The following is a 17159-nucleotide window of genomic DNA, read 5'->3' as shown; positions in this document are numbered from 1 at the left end:
AAAAACAGTTCAAATCACATTCATTTCTTTCCTCGATAATCAAGATATAATCATCAAAACAAGACTATAATAACTCCTTCAAAAATTACATTTCATTCAAAGAACAATATCTTCATTTGTTTTGTTATTTATATTTAAAATGATTCATATCAGCAAATTTTTTGTCTTCGGATGATTTGATTTTCACACTAAAATTTCCACCTGAATCCAAGTCAAAATACTCAGCATACATTTTGTGCCATCCTTTTGATAATGCCTTTTGGCCTGTCTTGGCTTTGTTACCATGAGGCCCATCATTGTTTATAATCAAAGTATTGTCAACGTAAAGCATTGAACCATCATTTGATGCCAATTCAAAAGTATAAACATCATCACTTTTAACTTCAAAATACCCTTCAAAAATTAAACCTGCAAATCCCTTAAACCCTTTTGGCATTTGCATGCTTTCGGTAATGAATTCTTGTATCAATTTGCTATTTTTAATTTCTGCACATCTTTTTGCGCTCGAATTGTATTCTTTGACAACAATTCCATTAGCAGTAAATGCTCCGTCATAAGCTTTTGAAAAGCTTTCTTTACGAAATTCTGCTTTATACACTTCTGAGCCACTTCCCTCTGGAAGGAAAGCCCTAAAATTAAAATTAGTAGTTTCTGAAATAGTAAACGGCGCTATGTATTTTGTTGAATTCGCCTTTGGAATCGAACCATCTGTAGTATATCTCACCGTTACATTTGGTAAAATACAATTTACATATACGGTTTCATTTTCAATAAAAACGTTCAAGTCGTTGAAGCCCGTTAAGTCTGGAATTCGATAACTAATCTTCTTTGCATCCAGGTATTCCATTTCATTCACTACCCGGCTTTTAAATTCTTCCCAATTTCGTTTTCCTCCATTCCAAGCACCTTCTGAAAGTGCAAATAGCCTGGGAAAATATTGATATTCTGCCCGACGAACTGTCGGAACTGTTTCTGTCCAAAGATTTCCTTGAATCCCCATCACATTTTTTGATTGTTTTGCTGTAAGCCCTTTTAATGGTTCAAACAAATAAACCGTTTCTAAAGAAGTTGGCCCTTCAAGTTGATCAAAATACATTTCAAAACAGGGGCTAGAAATGGCAACATTTCCTTGTTCTGTAGCTGTTGGAATTGCTTTTGGCGCCCAATTTCTCCACCACATTATGGTTGCTGTTGGGGATAAACCACCGTCTAAAATTTCATCCCACCCCATTAATTTTTTTCCTAATTTTTTGAAATGTGCTTCCATATCGTGTACAAACCAAGCTTGTAACTCTTGAACTCCCAATAAATGTTCTTTTTTAATTTTTGATTGACATTTTGGGCATTCTTTCCAATTGGATTTCTCTACTTCATCAGCTCCTAAATGCATATATTCATAAGGAAACAAACCTGCTACTTCGGTATAAATATCTTTGACCAATTGCAAAGATTGTTCATTTCCAACACATAAAGGATCAGAGAAAGTAGTGCCCATATGCGCTTCTCCTTTGCAGGAAAGATAAGGATAACCTATAATTGCAGCCATGAAATGACCGGGCATATCAATTTCGGGCAAAACATCAATTCCTCTATCTTTGGCATATTTAATTACATCTTTGATTTGTTCTTGAGTATAAAATCCGCCATAAAGCGTATCATTCTCAATTATTTTTATGTGTTTATTTGGTAAGTTAAAATCACTGTTATCCTGTTCTTTTGCGAACTTCATACAGTCTCTGTCTTGATTGTTGAATTTTCTCCATGCACCTTTTTCGGTCAACAAAGGATATTTTTTGATTTCAATTCTCCAACCTTGATCATCTGTCAAATGCCAGTGAAATTTATTCAACTTGTATCTTGCCATCAAATCCAAAAAATGTTTGACTTCATCATCACTGTAAAAATGACGACTTACGTCTAAATGTGCCCCGCGATAACTGAATTTTGGGGCATCTTCTATTTTCAAAAATTGTACTTTGGTTTGGTTTACTCCCACAGGAATTAGTTGCTGTAAAGTAGCTACTGACATCAGAATTCCAGATGGAGAAGCTCCGCTGATGTGAATTCCGTTCTCGGTAACCTCCATTTTATAGGCTTCTAATTTTTCGTTTTTGTACCCTAATGAAAGTGTAATGTCTGCTTTTGGGGCATTAGAAACAATCAAATCCAAACCATTTTCTTTACCGATGGTTGCTACAAGATAATTTGCTAAAGGAATAAGGCTCAAATCGGTAACCCCTACTCTAGCACCTTTCTTCAAAATAAACCCACCTTCGCTAAAACTGACAAACTGTGGTTTCGGAATCAGTGAAACTCTATATGGAAGTTGAGCAAAGCAAAAGAACGGAAACAATATTAAAAATAAGAATGCTTTTTTCATTTGATAACTGTGTTAGTTTCTGGTTATATAAATTAAAGTTCGTAAACTGTATAATCTAGGCTCTTACAATATTTCCTACTTTAAATCATTCACAATATGGCGTCTATCCAAATTTCTTATTGTTAATTTGTCAAGAAACCGCCCTTACCTCTATAAAGTTTAATAGGGGCATCTAGCGTAACTTTTATACAAGTTACATATTTATCTATTGCCGTTTCTGGTAAATCAATGTACACTAATCCTGGAACAGAACTCCAAGATATTTTACCCACTACTTTATGAGTTAACTTTACATTAGAACCCAAAACTGTGATGTCCTGAATTTTATTATCAATACCTTTTAACAGTACTTGCCCTGAAGTTTTTCCGTGAACAAATAAAAATAGCGTTTTGGAGTCTTTAGAAAGAGTTGTAGGGCCATAGTAATGTCCTTGCGGAATTCCTGGAATAGTTCCAAAAATACCTTCGCCATTTCTTTTGTTCCAATCTCCTAATTCTTTTAATGTAGAAACAACAGGTTCTGGATAAGTTCCATCAGGTTTTGGGCCAATATCTAATAATAGATTTCCTCCGTTTGAAACGGCATCAACAAAAATAGTTATGATTTCATAAGGTGTCTTCCAATTGTTGTCGCTCACACGATAGCCCCAGTTTTCATTCATGGTCATACACAATTCCCACCATTTGAAAGCCGGACGAACTACAGGAAAATTTTGTTCTGGCGTATCATAATCGCCATACCCTTGTAAACGTCCGTTGATGATAGTATTTGCATTTTTTTCTAATATCATGTTACGCGTTTTCTCAGCTTGCCACTCCTCTGCACTGTGTTCCCAGTCTCCATCGAACCACCATAAATCTGGATTGAATGCATCTGATATTTCTTTGATTTGACCCTGAAAGAATTTTTGAAAACGTTCCCAACGCGCTGGTTCTTTTTTGATATCATAACGCTCTTTATTCTTCAAATAACCAGGGTAATCATTGTGTGTCCAATCAATCAACGAGAAATAGGCACCGCATTTTACCTCTCTTTTTCGCAATTCTTCAAAAAAAGGTTTTATCATATCTTTTTTGGCTGCACATGTTTTTACAGCACTCAATTTACCTACTTTGGTATTATACATTGCTACACCATCATGATGTTTTGTTGTAATTACACAATATCTAGCACCACAATCTTTAATCATTTCTGCCCAAGCTGCAGGATCATATTTGCTTAATGTATATCCATTTTGTTGTTTCATATAATCATCTACTGAAATAGTTCCGTTATGAAAACTCCAAGACTCTGAAACATCGGCTACCGAATATATTCCAGCATGAATGAAGATACCTAACTTAGCCTCTTCAAACCATTTCATTTTACCTTCAATATCGTGTTCAGCAATTTTGTTCTGTGCCTTTCCGACTATCGCAGTTCCAATAAGCAAAGCGCCTAATATTACCTTCTTTATCATAGTTTTTTTTTAAAATTTATAACTAACCTTTACTAGTACCGTTTCAAAGAATAAAAAAAATTTGCTTTTTTTGACAAATTTTTTCATTTCAGTTCACTTACAGCTCAGTGCTTTTTACAGACCTATTTCCTGTTAGGTCGCTTAAAAATAATGTGCCTTTTCTGTGCGTTAACTTTTGGCATGAGTTACAAACAATGCTATTAATTTTTAAAATTTAAAAGAGGTCAACCTTTCAAACAATATGCCCTAAAAACAACGCACCAAATACATACCCCGCCTATACTAGCCTATCCAATAATTCTTTTATTTCTTGTCTATTTTCTTTTTAAGTGCCAACAATAAGTTACGATCTTTTTCCCTCATTTTGCCTTCGGTATTGGGTGGACAATTCAGAATTAAAACATTGTCGTTCGCTGTGGCCTTTGTATACAAATCATATAGATCGTCCACAGATTTATAAATAGTGTCTTTGGAATTAAAAAACCATTTTTGGCTCATACACACCGTAGATTCCCATGGTAAATAATACTCTTTCCCTTCATGTGTAAATATTTTTGGATCATTTTCTTTTGGTAAATAAGGATCGCCAAGTCTAAAATCACTAGGAAAATAACGTATTGGATAACCTGTTTTTTGATCTTTTGGTACTACCAAATGAAAATCTGGATTTTCTGGTAAACCAATAGTCCAATTTATTCCTACTTGGCAGTTTGGTACTCTGGACTTTATAGTATGGTAAATCTTTTGTGTTGGCCAGCGGTAATTTGGTTTTTCCCAACCGCCATCAAACCAAAATTCAACAATTTTCGTGTATTTTTTCGTAATAGTAATTAATTCATTCAATTGATTAATCATATACTCATTGTAAGCCGCATCTAGAGTAATGTCTGAGGTGTTAGCATTTTTATTTCTATCCCAAAGCGAATAATATAGTCCTAAACTCATATTATGTTTTTTACAGGCTCTTGCAACAGCTTCCACCACATTGGTTGTGTTGGAAGAACTTCCAACATCATACTCGGTATACATACTGTTCCATAAACAAAAGCCATCATGGTGTTTTGTAATCAAAATAACATATTTCATTCCTGCATTTTTAGCAGTTTTCACCCATTGTTCAGCGTCTATACTTGTTGGATTGTAAGACGACGCTGGTTTTGTACCGTCAGTCCATTCTTGATTATGAAAAGTATTGATGCCAAAATGAATGAACATACCGTATTTACGAGAAATCATCTCCATTTGACCAGCACTCGGATTTTTTGATGCAATTGGAACAATACTATTTTTTTGTGCAAAAAGAGTTGTTGAATAAATCGCAAAAAGGACAATATATACTTTTTTCATTTTTACTTTTTTATTAAGATTAACCCGTTTGGTAAACTATTTTGTACTTCTACAAATTAACTTATTCCATGCTGCTAGCCCGCAAAAGGTAGTTAGATTTTTGTTTAATTAAACTTCAACAACCCTCTAATGTTTATAATGCCCTATCTAAATGCGTATAACCACCGTCAACATAAATCAATTGCCCTGTAGTATGACTTGATTTTTCAGACAAAAGAAAGACAACCATATTGGCAATTTCTTCAGTAGTCGTCATTCTGTTTTCCAAGGGTATTTTTTTTGTAATCTCTTTTAGTTTTTGCTCGGAATTTTCAAGAGATTTAATCCAAGTTTCATATAATGGGGTATAACACTCCGCTACAATAACTGAATTTACGCGAATTCTATATTGTAATAATTCAACTGCCCATTCTCTGGTTAGAGCGTTGCGTCCACCATTTGATGCTGCATAAGCCGATGTATTTCCCTGTCCCGTATCGGCGGTTTTTGAACCGATGTTGACAATTGCACCTTTAGTTTTCTTTAATTCTGGCAAAGCATATTGTGCCATCAAATAATAATGAAGTAAGTTTTTATGAATAGAAGCCATGAACTTATCGTAGTCTCCGTTTTCCAAACCGACGCCATCATTTACACCTGCATTATTGACTAATCCATCAATACGGCCAAATAACGCAATAACTTGTTCAACAGCAATTTTACAAGCTTCTGGATGAATTAATTCTGCAACAACAGAAAATGCTCTTCCTCCTTCGGCTTCAATTTCTTTTACAGCCATTAGATTATCGTCATTAGCTCTTCCTACAATTATAGGAATAGCCCCTTCAGAAGCCAAAACTTTACAAATTCCTAGTCCGATACCTTTTGCTCCTCCGGTTACTATAACAATTTTATCTTTTAAATTGAGATCCATTTTCTGTGTATTTTATTGGTGTTGTTTTATTGAATTACAATAATCCATAGCATCGAACCGCATTTTCTCCAAACACTTTTCGCTTATCACTATCGGAATGATTTGACATATATTTCTCAATGATGTTCATACACACCGAATATTCAGCAGCCAATAAACTCACTGGCCAATCACTCCCATACAGTAATCGATCTATGCCAAAAACATCAAAAAGGACCTCAAGGCAAAAAAGAAAATCTTCGTATTTCCAATGCTTCCAATCGGCCTCAGTAACCAAGCCAGAAACCTTACAAAACACATTCGTGTGTCTCGCTATAGCTGTAATTCCCTTTACCCACACTTCAAAATCTAAATGTTTAAAATCTGGTTTTGCCAAATGATCAATAACAAATATTTGGTCAGGAAACCTTGCTACTAGTTGTTCTGCATACGCTAAATGTTTTGGAAAAATCAAAATATCATAGGTGAAATTGTATTTTTTTAGCATCGAAATCCCATTCAGAAACTTTTTACCAAGCATAAAGTCCAAATCAGTTTCCGCTTGAAGAATATGTCTAAACCCTTTCAATTTTTGAAAACTAGAATAAAATTTTAAACGTTCTTCTACGTTTGCTGCACGCAAATCAATCCAACCTACAACACCTTTGATGAACTTATTTTCATTGGATAATTCCAAAAGAAATTCGGTTTCAAATTCGGTTTGATCTGCTTGAATAGCCACACAGCCATCAAAGTTATTTTCCAATAACAAAGGTTTTAAATCCGAAGGCAAAAAATCGCGCTTTAAGATTCTCATATCCTCAGTTATCCAAGAACTTTTTACAGGATCAAACTTCCAAAAATGTTGATGACTATCTATTCTCATTCAAATCGAATATTTTTTCCATTAACATCCATTTTTGACCTTCTTTTGCCCAAGGCAATGCTTTTTGATACTTCCACATTTGTTCTTCCCATTTCTGAACCCACAAATTACTAGCATCCATCGCATCTTTTCTTTCAAAAGTAAACGTTTCATTGGCTTCAATAATCATAAATAATCTGTTGCCAATGCAATAAATTTCAAGTTTTTCAATTCCTGATTTTGTAATACTTTCGGTTATTTCTGGCCAAACTTTTTCATGATATTTTTGGTATTCCGCCTTTAAAATTGGATCATCTTTCAAATCTAATGCAAGACAATATTTTTGAGTTACCATACTTTATTAAATTTTAATAGAAATATGCTTAACATTAGTTCTAAGCTATTCCTTAACTCATTGTGTTCAATTCTTTTGTTATTTTTTGGTCTCTGAAACCCTTCTTTTTTATTACACCTTTTTAAAAGGAAAATACACTAATTAACTAAAACGATTTAATATTTTTAACAGCATATTTTTCAATATTTTAAAAAAATAAAATTATCCTATTATGATGTACTATTATAACTCAAAATTATCATTAATTAAGCAATTATTATCTTTACATAATATTTAATAAAAAACAACATAATTCTCATTTATATGAAAGAAAAATCTCTACATCTAAAATATATTTAGAAATAAACCACCCAATACCAATCCCTTTGAGTGAATTAGCAAAATATATTTTTTGTTTTAGTAGTATCATAATTTAACCCTTACAATACTGAATTTGAAAAAAGCTGTAGTATAAGATTAACTATATTTTTTTTCAAAAAACAGAGTTAACAAGTGCTTTTTTTCGATATTCTTTGGGAGTTGTACCAGTTAATTTTTTGAACAATTTATTGAAGTTTGAAGCAGTCTTATATCCACATTCATAAGCAATTTCCGAAATACCTAAATCGGTTTCAATCAAATATTTGCAGGCATTCGCAACTCTAATTTCATTCAAATATTCTACGAAAGGTTTCTTCGTTTTAGCTTTAAACATTCTACAAAAAGAAGTTGGTGTTAGATTAGCAATTTTGGAAATTTCATCAAGAGATATTTCCTCTTTATAATTTGATTTTACATATTGAAAAACTGCTGCTAGTCGATCATTTTTGTTTCCTTCATTAACTGAGACATAAGAATCTTCGTTGATATATCTCAAATCTTTACTTTTTGATAAAAGAAACAAAATTTCTAGTAGTCCCATAATGACTTCAAATCCTTTCTTTTGAAGTAATTTTTTCAGTTTTTTCGAAATCAATAGGTTCGTTTGTCCGGTAATACATACGCCTCTTATGGCTTGCGACAAAAACTTTTTGACTTCTTGAGCTTCAGGCAATTCGTAAAATGAGGTTCCAAAAAGTTCCTTACTGAAATAAACAACAATAGATTTTGCCTTTAAACTATTAATTCCTTTATAAAAAATTTCATCATTGAGCCAAACATGGGGAATATCATCACCAAGCAACACCATATCCCCCGGTTCAAAAGACTCAACTGAGTTTCCTACAATACGTTTCCCATGGCTTTCTAAAATATAAACGAGTTCAAATTCAGGATGCGAATGAAAAGGAGATTGAAAAAAAGATTCTTCACGGGAAAATACAGAAAGTGAAGTATTGGTATATGACGCAATTTTTGTTTTTACTATTTTCATTTTAAAGTGCGTAAAGATAAATTTTAGTTAAATATGGATAAAATTGAGCTAATTACTAAATCAATTTAGTAATACATTTAAATTTTTTAAAAAAATAAAAGTATTAAATCTAAACCATACTATTGAGACAAAAATAAACTGTTTAAAAAAAACATTTTTTATAATAGTTGGTGACCAAAAACGAATGATTTGCTGAACATGTTAATTTTGCTAATCGCCATAAATCAACACTAAATAAGTAAGAAAAATTAGAAATTGTATATTTCAAAAAAAATAGAACGTCTATTTTTCCTTTCAAAATTAATTTAAGATGAAAAAAAACAATAAAAATAAACGTTGCCCTATACTTCTTTTGTTAGTAGCATCCCTTTTAGTCCTTAGTTGTTCTAATAACCAAGAAAAACTTTCGATGGAAATCAACAAAGGCTGGGAGTTTAGTCAACTGTCAAAAAATGATTGGCATCCCGCAACTGTTCCCGGTGAAGTACATACTGACTTATTAAAAAACAAAATGATTCCGGATCCTTTTTATCGCGATAACGAGAAAAAATTAGTTTGGATAGAGAAAAAAGATTGGGAATACAAAACAACTTTTGACGTCTCTTCTGAATTTCTAAAAAAAGAAAATAAAGTATTGATTTTTGATGGATTAGACACTTACGCAACCGTTTATATCAATGGAATAAAAATTTTGACAACCAATAATATGTTCCGACAATGGTCTGTTGATGTAAAACACAATTTAAAAGCAGAGAATAATGAATTGCGAGTGGTATTTACATCAGCCCAAAATGTGGTGGATTCATTAGCTAAAAAAGATTTACCGTACGTGATTCCTGATAATCCGAGGTGTTATGTTCGTAAAGCGCAATATCATTTTGGCTGGGATTGGGGGCCAAAATTCACCACTTGTGGCATTTGGAAAGCGGTTCGTTTGGAAGCTTACAATAAAAAAGTAGACGAAGAAGAATACAAAGCTCCTCGTAAATACGAATTAATCCAAGAAAAAGATACCGCTGGAGCTTCATTTTATTTTAAAATAGACAATAAAGCGGTGTATATGAAAGGTGCTAATTACATTCCTTCGGATGCCTTTTTATCAAGAATGACAAACGCTGAATATGATAAAGTAATTGCTACGGCAAAAGATGCCAACATGAACATGCTTCGTATTTGGGGCGGTGGAATCTATGAAAGCGATTATTTCTATGATTTATGTGACAAAAACGGAATTTATGTTTGGCAGGATTTTATGTTTGCCGGAACGATGGTTCCTGGTGACAAAGACTTTTTTGACAATGTACGAGAAGAAGTAAAATACCAAGTAAAACGCTTACGCCATCATCCGTCGATTGTGGTTTGGTGTGGCAATAACGAAATTGACGAAGCTTTCAAAAATTGGGGTTGGCAAAAAACATACAAAATGAATAAAAATGACTCTATTCGTTTATGGAAGGACTACAAAAGATTATTTCAAGATAGTATTCCAAAATGGGTAAAAGAAGTCGATCCATACCGCCCATACGTTAGCAGTTCTCCTCTTTTTGGTTGGGGCAAAAAAGAAAGTATCCGACAAGGAGATAGTCATTATTGGGGCACTTGGTGGGGATTAGAAGACATCGAAGTCGTACATAAAAAAACGGGGCGTTTTGTAAGCGAATACGGCATGCAAGCCATGCCAAATTATTCTACAATAGAAAAAATCACATGGGAAGAGGATCGAAAATTATTTTCGGAGGTATTGAAGGCGCATCAAAAAGCTGGAAAAGGATTTACTAAACTTAATACATACATTAATCGCTATTTTAAAGACACGACAAATGTTAAAACCTGGTCGCTAAAAGATTATACCTATTTGACCCAATGTTTACAATATTATTCATTCAAAAACATCATTGGAATTCACCGTTCTAAAGAACCTTACAACATGGGAACTTTGTTGTGGCAATTGAACGATTGTTGGCCAGTAGCGAGCTGGAGTATCACAGATTATTACAACCGTCAACCAAAAGCCGCTTGGTATGCCGTGAAAGAAGCCTACAGAGATGACGTAAAACCGACAATTGATAAGGTACGGCCAATTGAGTTAAAATTAGAAGATCCGCAAATCACCTTTAAAGTTGAAGGAAATAAAATAGTATTAAAGGCCAAAAAAGAGGCAAAATTTGTATGGATTGATATCAAAGGATACACAGGAAGATTAAGTGATAATTATTTCGATTTGAAAGCAGGAGAAGAAAAAACTATCACCATTAGTACTCCAACATCAAAACCTGTAGTTACAATTACAACCCTTTTTAATGTTTTGAGAAGAACTAAATAATAATTTAAATTTAAGAAAGAAATAAAAGAAAAAAAATGCTACCAAACCAATTAAAAGACACCATACTAACAACAATAAGTATGCTTTTTATGCTACCTGTTTTTTCTCAGGGAAACATAAAAAAAACACCAATTCCTCAGTATACTCAATTTGTAAATCCATATATAGGATCAGGTGGACATGGCCATGTTTTTGTTGGTGCAAATGTTCCTTTCGGAGCGGTTCAATTGGGGCCTTCTACTATTTTTGAAGGCTGGGATTGGTGTAGTGCCTATAATTACTCCAGCAATACGATTCTTGGGTTCACCCATACGCACTTAAGCGGAACCGGAATTGGTGATTTGAACGATATTCTGCTGCTACCTGTAACAGGGAAAGTTCCTTTGCACAAAGCAGCTATTAAATCTCCAAACGGTTACGGTTCTACTTTTTCACATCAAAATGAAGTGGTAAAACCAGGATATTACAGCGTTATCTTGGATAAATACAAAGTAAAAGCCGAATTAACCTCATCAGAAAGAGTAGGTTTTCATAAATACACATTCAACTCAAAAGAAGAAACACATGTTTTATTAGACCTTGCTGACGGTGTGGGATGGGATCGTCCAGAAGAAACATTTATACAAAAAAAAGGTTCCAAAAACCTTGTTGGATTTCGCCATTCAAAAGGTTGGGCCAATGACCAACGGTTATTTTTTGCCATGGAATTTTCAGAGGAAATTTCAGCTATAGCCTTGTATGACAGTACAGCTATTAAAAATGGATTTGAAGGCAAAGGTCTAAAAATGAAAGCCGTTTTGGATTTCAAAAACAAAAAAGGAAAGGTGCTTATGGTAAAAGTTGGAATTTCACCCGTAAGTGTAGAAAATGCGCTAGCGAATATCAAAGCCGAAATTCCACAATGGGATTTTACCAAAACAGTACAAAATGCTGATAGTAAATGGAACAAAGCCTTAGCAAAAATCGATATCAAAGCCAACGCTGATACCAAAACCATTTTCTATACGTCATTGTATCACACGATGTTTGCGCCATCAATTTTCAACGATGCCAATGGCGATTACAGAGGAACCGATAAAAAAGTCTATAAAAATCAAGGGTTTGTAAACTACACTACTTTTTCGTTATGGGATACCTATCGCGCGCTTCATCCGCTTTACACTATCATCCAAGAGAACAAAATCAACGATATCATAAAAACGTTTTTAGCAATTTACCAACAACAAGGAAGATTGCCTGTTTGGCATTTGATGGGAAATGAAACCGATTGCATGAACGGAAACCATTCCATTCCAGTAATTGTTGATGCTTATTTTAAAGGATATCGAAATTACGACGTGAATTTGGCATACGAAGCCCTAAAAAAAACAGCAATGCAAACCCGTGCAGGAATGGATTATGTGCAAAAACTCCAATACATTCCGGCAGACAGTCAATTTGAAACTGTAGCCAATGCCTTAGAATATGCAATTGATGATTGGTGTATTGCCCGCATGGCGAAAGATTTAAACAAAATGGAAGATTACGCTTATTTCACCAAAAGAGCAGCTTTATACAAACTCTATTTTGATAAAAACACTGGTTTCATGCGCGGAAAATTAGCAAATGGTCAATGGCATGAGCCTTTTAATCCGCTTTCTTCTTCTCATCGAAAAGATGATTATGTTGAGGGAAATGCTTGGCAATATACCTGGCTCGTCCCTCAAGACCCCTATGGTTTAATCGACTTATTTGGTGGAGATCAACAATTTATTGAGAAATTCGACCAATTATTTACTTTGACAGAAAAAGTAGCTGGTGAAGATGCCTCACCAGACATTAGTGGATTAATTGGTCAATATGCCCAAGGCAATGAACCTAGTCATCATATTCCCTATTTATATGCGAATGTGGGGCAACCTTGGAAAACAGCTGCAATAGTACGTCAAGTTTTTGACCAATTTTATACGACCAAAATTGATGGAATTTGCGGAAATGAAGATGTTGGACAAATGTCGGCATGGTATGTATTGTCTGCCATGGGATTCTATGCTGTGAATCCAGCAAATGGCACTTATGTTTTTGGAAGTCCTGCAGTCGATGAAGCCGTCATCCATTACAAAGAAAATATAGCATTCAAAATAACAGCGGTAAATAACAGCAAAATAAATAAGTATATTCAAAAAGTAGAATACAACGGAAAACCTTATACCAAATCATACATCACTCACGAAATGATCATAAAAAATGGAGCGCTAAAACTATATATGGGCAGTAAACCATCCCGAACTTTTGGAACGGCTAAATCTGACAGACCTTTGTAATAAATGAAAAATGCAACAAATCTACCATTAGATCTAAACAATAAATTTAAAATGAAAAATAGCAACTGTTTCTTTTTGACTTTTCTTTTTATAGCTTTTTTTGCAAATGCCCAAAACAAAACTGAAAGTCCAGCGGATCATGTCAATATTTTAATGGGAACACAATCGGTTCACAGTTTGTCAAACGGAAACACTTATCCGGCAATTGCTCGACCTTGGGGGATGAATTTTTGGTCTCCACAAACAGGAAAAATGGGTGATGGATGGATGTACACGTATACTGCCGAAAAAATACGAGGTTTCAAACAGACACATCAACCATCGCCTTGGATTAACGATTATGGTCAATTTTCGATTATGCCCGTTACCGGAAAATTAGCCTACAAAGAAGACGACAGAGCGAGTTGGTTTAGCCATAAATCAGAAATTGCAAAACCCTATTATTATAGTGTTTACCTAGCCGATTTTGACATTACCACCGAAATGACTGCTACTGAAAGAGCTGCGCATTTTCAAATCACATTCCCAGAAAATGAACAATCTTCAATTGTGATTGATGCTTTTGACAAAGGTTCTTATATCAAAATCATTTCTTCAGAAAATAAAATCATTGGGTACTCAACCAAAAATAGCGGAGGCGTTCCTGATCAATTTAAAAATTATTTTGTTTTGATTTTCGACAAGCCTTTTGAAACAAAATACACTTGGAATGACAAGGGATTGGTACAAGATCAACTCGAAATGAAATCTGATCATTCAGGAGCGGTTATTGGTTTTAAAACCAGTAAAGGAGAAAAAGTCAATGTTCGTGTAGCTTCTTCATTTATCAGCATTGAACAAGCTGAACAAAATTTGAAAGCAGAATTAAAAAACACCCCATTCGAAAAAAATGTAGCCGAATCCAAAACGATTTGGAATACCACTTTAGGCAAAGTAAAAGCAGAAGGCGGAACCGAAGAGCAAATCAATACCTTTTACTCTTGCCTGTACCGCACAGTTTGTTTTCCTCAAAAGTTATATGAAGTGGATGCGACCGGAAAGATCATTCATTACAGTCCCTACAATGGCAAAGTTTTGGACGGTTATATGTATGGCGGAACCGGATTTTGGGACACTTTTCGCGCATTGTATCCCTTGTTGAATTTGGTTTATCCTTCCATTAACAAAGAAATGCAAGAAGCCTTGATTAACGATTATAAAGAAGGCGGATTTTTGCCCGAATGGTCAAGTCCGGGTTTACGAGACTGCATGGTGGGCAACAACTCGGCATCAGTAGTTGCAGAGGCCTATTTGAAGGGCTTGAGAGGCTACGACATCAATACTTTATACGAGGCATTACAGCACGGCGCCAATACTGAGGGACCTAATGCCACAGGACGTAAAGGAGTGTCGTATTACAACACCTTGGGTTATGTTCCTTATGATGTAAAAATCAATGAAAATGCTGCTCGAACATTAGAATATGCTTATGATGATTTTACAATCTGGAGATTGGCAAAAGCCTTACATCGTCCCGCAGCAGAAATTGCTGTGTACGAAAAACGAATGATGAACTACAAAAATGTTTTCAATCCTGAATTCAAATTAATGAGCGGTAGAAATAAAGATGGAAGTTTTACCAAAGATTTCAATCCGTTTAAATGGGGAGATGCCTTTACCGAGGGAAATAGCTGGCATTATAGCTGGAGCGTTTTTCATGACATTCAGGGTTTGATCAATTTGATGGGAGGCGAAAAAGCCTTTACGACAAAATTGGACGAAGTATTCTCATTGCCACCAACATTTGACGATTCCTATTACGGCAGTGTAATTCATGAAATTCGCGAAATGCAAATCATGAATATGGGACAATATGCTCACGGAAATCAACCGATTCAGCACATGATTTATTTATACAATTTTGCAGGTCAACCCTGGAAAACTCAATATTGGTCCAGAGAAATAATGAACCGTTTGTACAAACCCACACCTGATGGATATTGTGGTGACGAAGACAATGGTCAAACTTCGGCTTGGTATGTTTTCTCCTCAATGGGCTTTTACCCTGTTTGTCCGGCTTCGGATGAATATGTTTTAGGGGCACCGTTATTTAAAAAAGTAACTGTATCTTTAGAAAACGGAAAGCAAGTAGTTATCAAAGCAGATAATAATTCAGCCGAAAACAAATTTGTTCAGGAATTGAAATGGAATCAAAAAGTATACGACAAAAATTACATCAACCATTTTGAACTACAAAAAGGTGCTGAATTGAATTTTAACATGAACAGTACTCCTAACAAAAAAAGAGGTGCTTCGAAAGATAGCTATCCGTATTCTTATAGTAAATAGCTTTAAGAATTTAATAAATTGACACTAAGGTAAACGCATTAACCAATAATACCAAATGAATAAACCATCACGCAGAACGTTTATAAAAAACACAGGGATTTTATCCGCAGGACTGCTTGCCTTGAATACCGAAGTTTTTGCTTCAAACGCATCTTCCTTTTTTAATCCAACAGCTGATTTTGTGAGTCAACGTCCACCTTTAGCACAACGAAAATTCATTAGTAAAGCCATAGAAGACGCCATTATTAGAATCAAAAAACAAATCGCTAATCCAGAATTGGCCTGGTTGTTCGAGAACTGTTTCCCAAACACTTTAGACACCACTGTCGATTTCGAAATTATAGACGGAAAACCAGACACCTATGTAATAACTGGCGATATAGATGCAATGTGGCTACGTGATTCTACAGCACAAATTTGGCCATATATTCCTTTTGTAAAAGAAGATAATAAGCTCAAAGAACTAGTGAAAGGCGTTATCAATCGTCAAACGAAATGCATTTTGTTAGACCCTTATGCCAATGCTTTTTACAAAGACTTCAATCAAGTGAGTGAATGGAAAAACGATATAACCAAAATGCAACCCGGCATTCACGAGCGCAAATGGGAGATCGACAGTTTATGCTACCCCGTTCGTTTGGCACATGGATATTGGAAAGAAACCGGCGATGTATCGATGTTTGATCAAAGTTGGAAAAAAGCGATGCAATTGATTTTGCAAACCTTCCAAGAACAACAACGCTGGACAGACAAAGGACCGTACACTTTTCAAAGAAATACAGCTTGGGCAACTGATGGTGTGCCATTATCAGGGTATGGCTATCCCGTAAAACCGTGCGGATTGATTGTTTCTACTTTTAGACCAAGTGATGACAGCACTTTGTTTGGCTATTTGATTCCGAGCAATATGTTTGCTATCGAAATATTAGGCTATATGATTGAAATGTGTTCGACTCCAGCACTGAAAGATGATGCTATCGTAAACAAAGCAACCGAACTGAGAGCACAAGTTCAAAAAGGTTTAAAAGAAAACGGCATCATTATGCACCCAAAGTTTGGCGAAATTATTGCCTTTGAAGTAAACGGTTATGGAAGTTTTCATTTTATGGATGATGCCAATGTCCCTTCGTTATTGTCATTACCATATTTAGGCGCTGTAAAACCAGATAACCCTTTGTATTTGAATACTCGAAAAGTGGTACTATCAGATAATAATCCATTTTTTTACAAAGGAAAAGCAGCCGAAGGTATTGGTGGCCCCCATACCGGAACCGATACAATTTGGCCAATGAGCATTATTCTAAGAGCTATCACGAGCGTAGACGAAAACGAGATTAGATATTGTATCAGCACTTTGAAGAAAACACACGCCGATACAGGTTTTATGCATGAATCATTCCATAAAGATGATGCGAAAAAATTCACTCGAAAATGGTTTGCCTGGGCCAATACTTTATTTGGGGAATTAATTATCAATACTAGTCAGAAACATCCAAATATATTAGCCGATAAAAACATTTAACCCAAACACACATTAGTCTTCGTTGTGAAAATG

The 17159-nt window shown here is 34.8% G+C and carries 11 protein-coding genes; 4 read left to right on the top strand and 7 right to left on the bottom strand.

Going from position 1 to position 17159, the window contains the following annotated elements; translation table 11 throughout:
* Positions 1-124: 124 nt before the first annotated feature.
* The 7 genes from FLB_RS04660 to FLB_RS04630 form a co-directional block, all read right to left on the bottom strand.
* Positions 125-2380, bottom strand: a complete 2256-nt coding sequence (locus FLB_RS04660) for a family 20 glycosylhydrolase (protein WP_082923206.1) — start codon at positions 2378-2380, stop codon at positions 125-127.
* A gap of 122 nt (positions 2381-2502) precedes the next feature.
* Positions 2503-3840, bottom strand: a complete 1338-nt coding sequence (locus FLB_RS04655; protein ID WP_064714779.1) for an alpha-L-fucosidase — start codon at positions 3838-3840, stop codon at positions 2503-2505.
* 303 nt (positions 3841-4143) lie between these two features.
* A complete protein-coding gene (locus FLB_RS04650) occupies positions 4144-5187 on the bottom strand; it encodes an alpha-L-fucosidase (protein ID WP_064714778.1) in 1044 nt (347 codons plus the stop codon).
* 133 nt (positions 5188-5320) lie between these two features.
* On the bottom strand, positions 5321-6100 hold the full coding sequence (locus tag FLB_RS04645; RefSeq protein ID WP_064714777.1) for an SDR family oxidoreductase: 780 nt from the start codon (positions 6098-6100) through the stop codon (positions 5321-5323).
* A 34-nt stretch (positions 6101-6134) separates the two neighbouring features.
* Positions 6135-6965, bottom strand: a complete 831-nt coding sequence (locus FLB_RS04640) for an amidohydrolase family protein (RefSeq protein WP_064714776.1) — start codon at positions 6963-6965, stop codon at positions 6135-6137.
* Entirely contained in the window at positions 6952-7299 is a 348-nt protein-coding gene (locus FLB_RS04635) for an L-rhamnose mutarotase (protein ID WP_064714775.1), read from the bottom strand. Before FLB_RS04635 ends, FLB_RS04640 begins: the two co-directional genes overlap by 14 nt.
* A 472-nt stretch (positions 7300-7771) precedes the next feature.
* Positions 7772-8650 carry an AraC family transcriptional regulator gene (locus tag FLB_RS04630; RefSeq protein ID WP_064714774.1) on the bottom strand — a complete coding sequence of 293 codons (879 nt, stop codon included), beginning with the start codon at positions 8648-8650 and terminating at the stop codon, positions 7772-7774.
* Positions 8651-8960: 310 nt separating this feature from the next.
* Between FLB_RS04630 and FLB_RS04625 the strand changes: the two genes are divergently transcribed.
* Genes FLB_RS04625 through FLB_RS04610 form a run of 4 tightly spaced genes read left to right on the top strand, consistent with a single transcriptional unit; the run spans position 8961 to position 17126 of the window.
* On the top strand, positions 8961-10973 hold the full coding sequence (locus tag FLB_RS04625; protein ID WP_231891041.1) for a beta-mannosidase: 2013 nt from the start codon (positions 8961-8963) through the stop codon (positions 10971-10973).
* A gap of 35 nt (positions 10974-11008) precedes the next feature.
* Positions 11009-13276, top strand: a complete 2268-nt coding sequence (locus FLB_RS04620) for a GH92 family glycosyl hydrolase (protein WP_064714773.1) — start codon at positions 11009-11011, stop codon at positions 13274-13276.
* A gap of 51 nt (positions 13277-13327) precedes the next feature.
* Positions 13328-15604: a GH92 family glycosyl hydrolase gene (locus tag FLB_RS04615; protein WP_064714882.1), complete on the top strand. Its 2277-nt coding sequence runs from the start codon at positions 13328-13330 to the stop codon at positions 15602-15604.
* A gap of 55 nt (positions 15605-15659) precedes the next feature.
* Positions 15660-17126: a glycoside hydrolase family 125 protein gene (locus tag FLB_RS04610; protein WP_064714772.1), complete on the top strand. Its 1467-nt coding sequence runs from the start codon at positions 15660-15662 to the stop codon at positions 17124-17126.
* Positions 17127-17159: the final 33 nt, after the last annotated feature.

It is taken from the genome of Flavobacterium succinicans (assembly GCF_001662485.1).
Lineage (GTDB): Bacteria > Bacteroidota > Bacteroidia > Flavobacteriales > Flavobacteriaceae > Flavobacterium > Flavobacterium succinicans_A.
Note: the sequence above shows the minus strand (reverse complement) of the source record. Positions and strands in the feature narration are given on the sequence as shown.

Excerpts from the sequence above, each read along its gene's own strand:
- FLB_RS04660 (WP_082923206.1), bottom strand. The coding sequence starts at position 2,380 with ATGAAAAAAGCATTCTTATTTTTAATATTGTTTCCGTTCTTTTGCTTT.
- FLB_RS04655 (WP_064714779.1), bottom strand. The coding sequence starts at position 3,840 with ATGATAAAGAAGGTAATATTAGGCGCTTTGCTTATTGGAACTGCGATA.
- FLB_RS04650 (WP_064714778.1), bottom strand. The coding sequence starts at position 5,187 with ATGAAAAAAGTATATATTGTCCTTTTTGCGATTTATTCAACAACTCTT.
- FLB_RS04645 (WP_064714777.1), bottom strand. The coding sequence starts at position 6,100 with ATGGATCTCAATTTAAAAGATAAAATTGTTATAGTAACCGGAGGAGCA.
- FLB_RS04640 (WP_064714776.1), bottom strand. The coding sequence starts at position 6,965 with ATGAGAATAGATAGTCATCAACATTTTTGGAAGTTTGATCCTGTAAAA.
- FLB_RS04635 (WP_064714775.1), bottom strand. The coding sequence starts at position 7,299 with ATGGTAACTCAAAAATATTGTCTTGCATTAGATTTGAAAGATGATCCA.
- FLB_RS04630 (WP_064714774.1), bottom strand. The coding sequence starts at position 8,650 with ATGAAAATAGTAAAAACAAAAATTGCGTCATATACCAATACTTCACTT.
- FLB_RS04625 (WP_231891041.1), top strand. The coding sequence starts at position 8,961 with ATGAAAAAAAACAATAAAAATAAACGTTGCCCTATACTTCTTTTGTTA.
- FLB_RS04620 (WP_064714773.1), top strand. The coding sequence starts at position 11,009 with ATGCTACCAAACCAATTAAAAGACACCATACTAACAACAATAAGTATG.
- FLB_RS04615 (WP_064714882.1), top strand. The coding sequence starts at position 13,328 with ATGAAAAATAGCAACTGTTTCTTTTTGACTTTTCTTTTTATAGCTTTT.
- FLB_RS04610 (WP_064714772.1), top strand. The coding sequence starts at position 15,660 with ATGAATAAACCATCACGCAGAACGTTTATAAAAAACACAGGGATTTTA.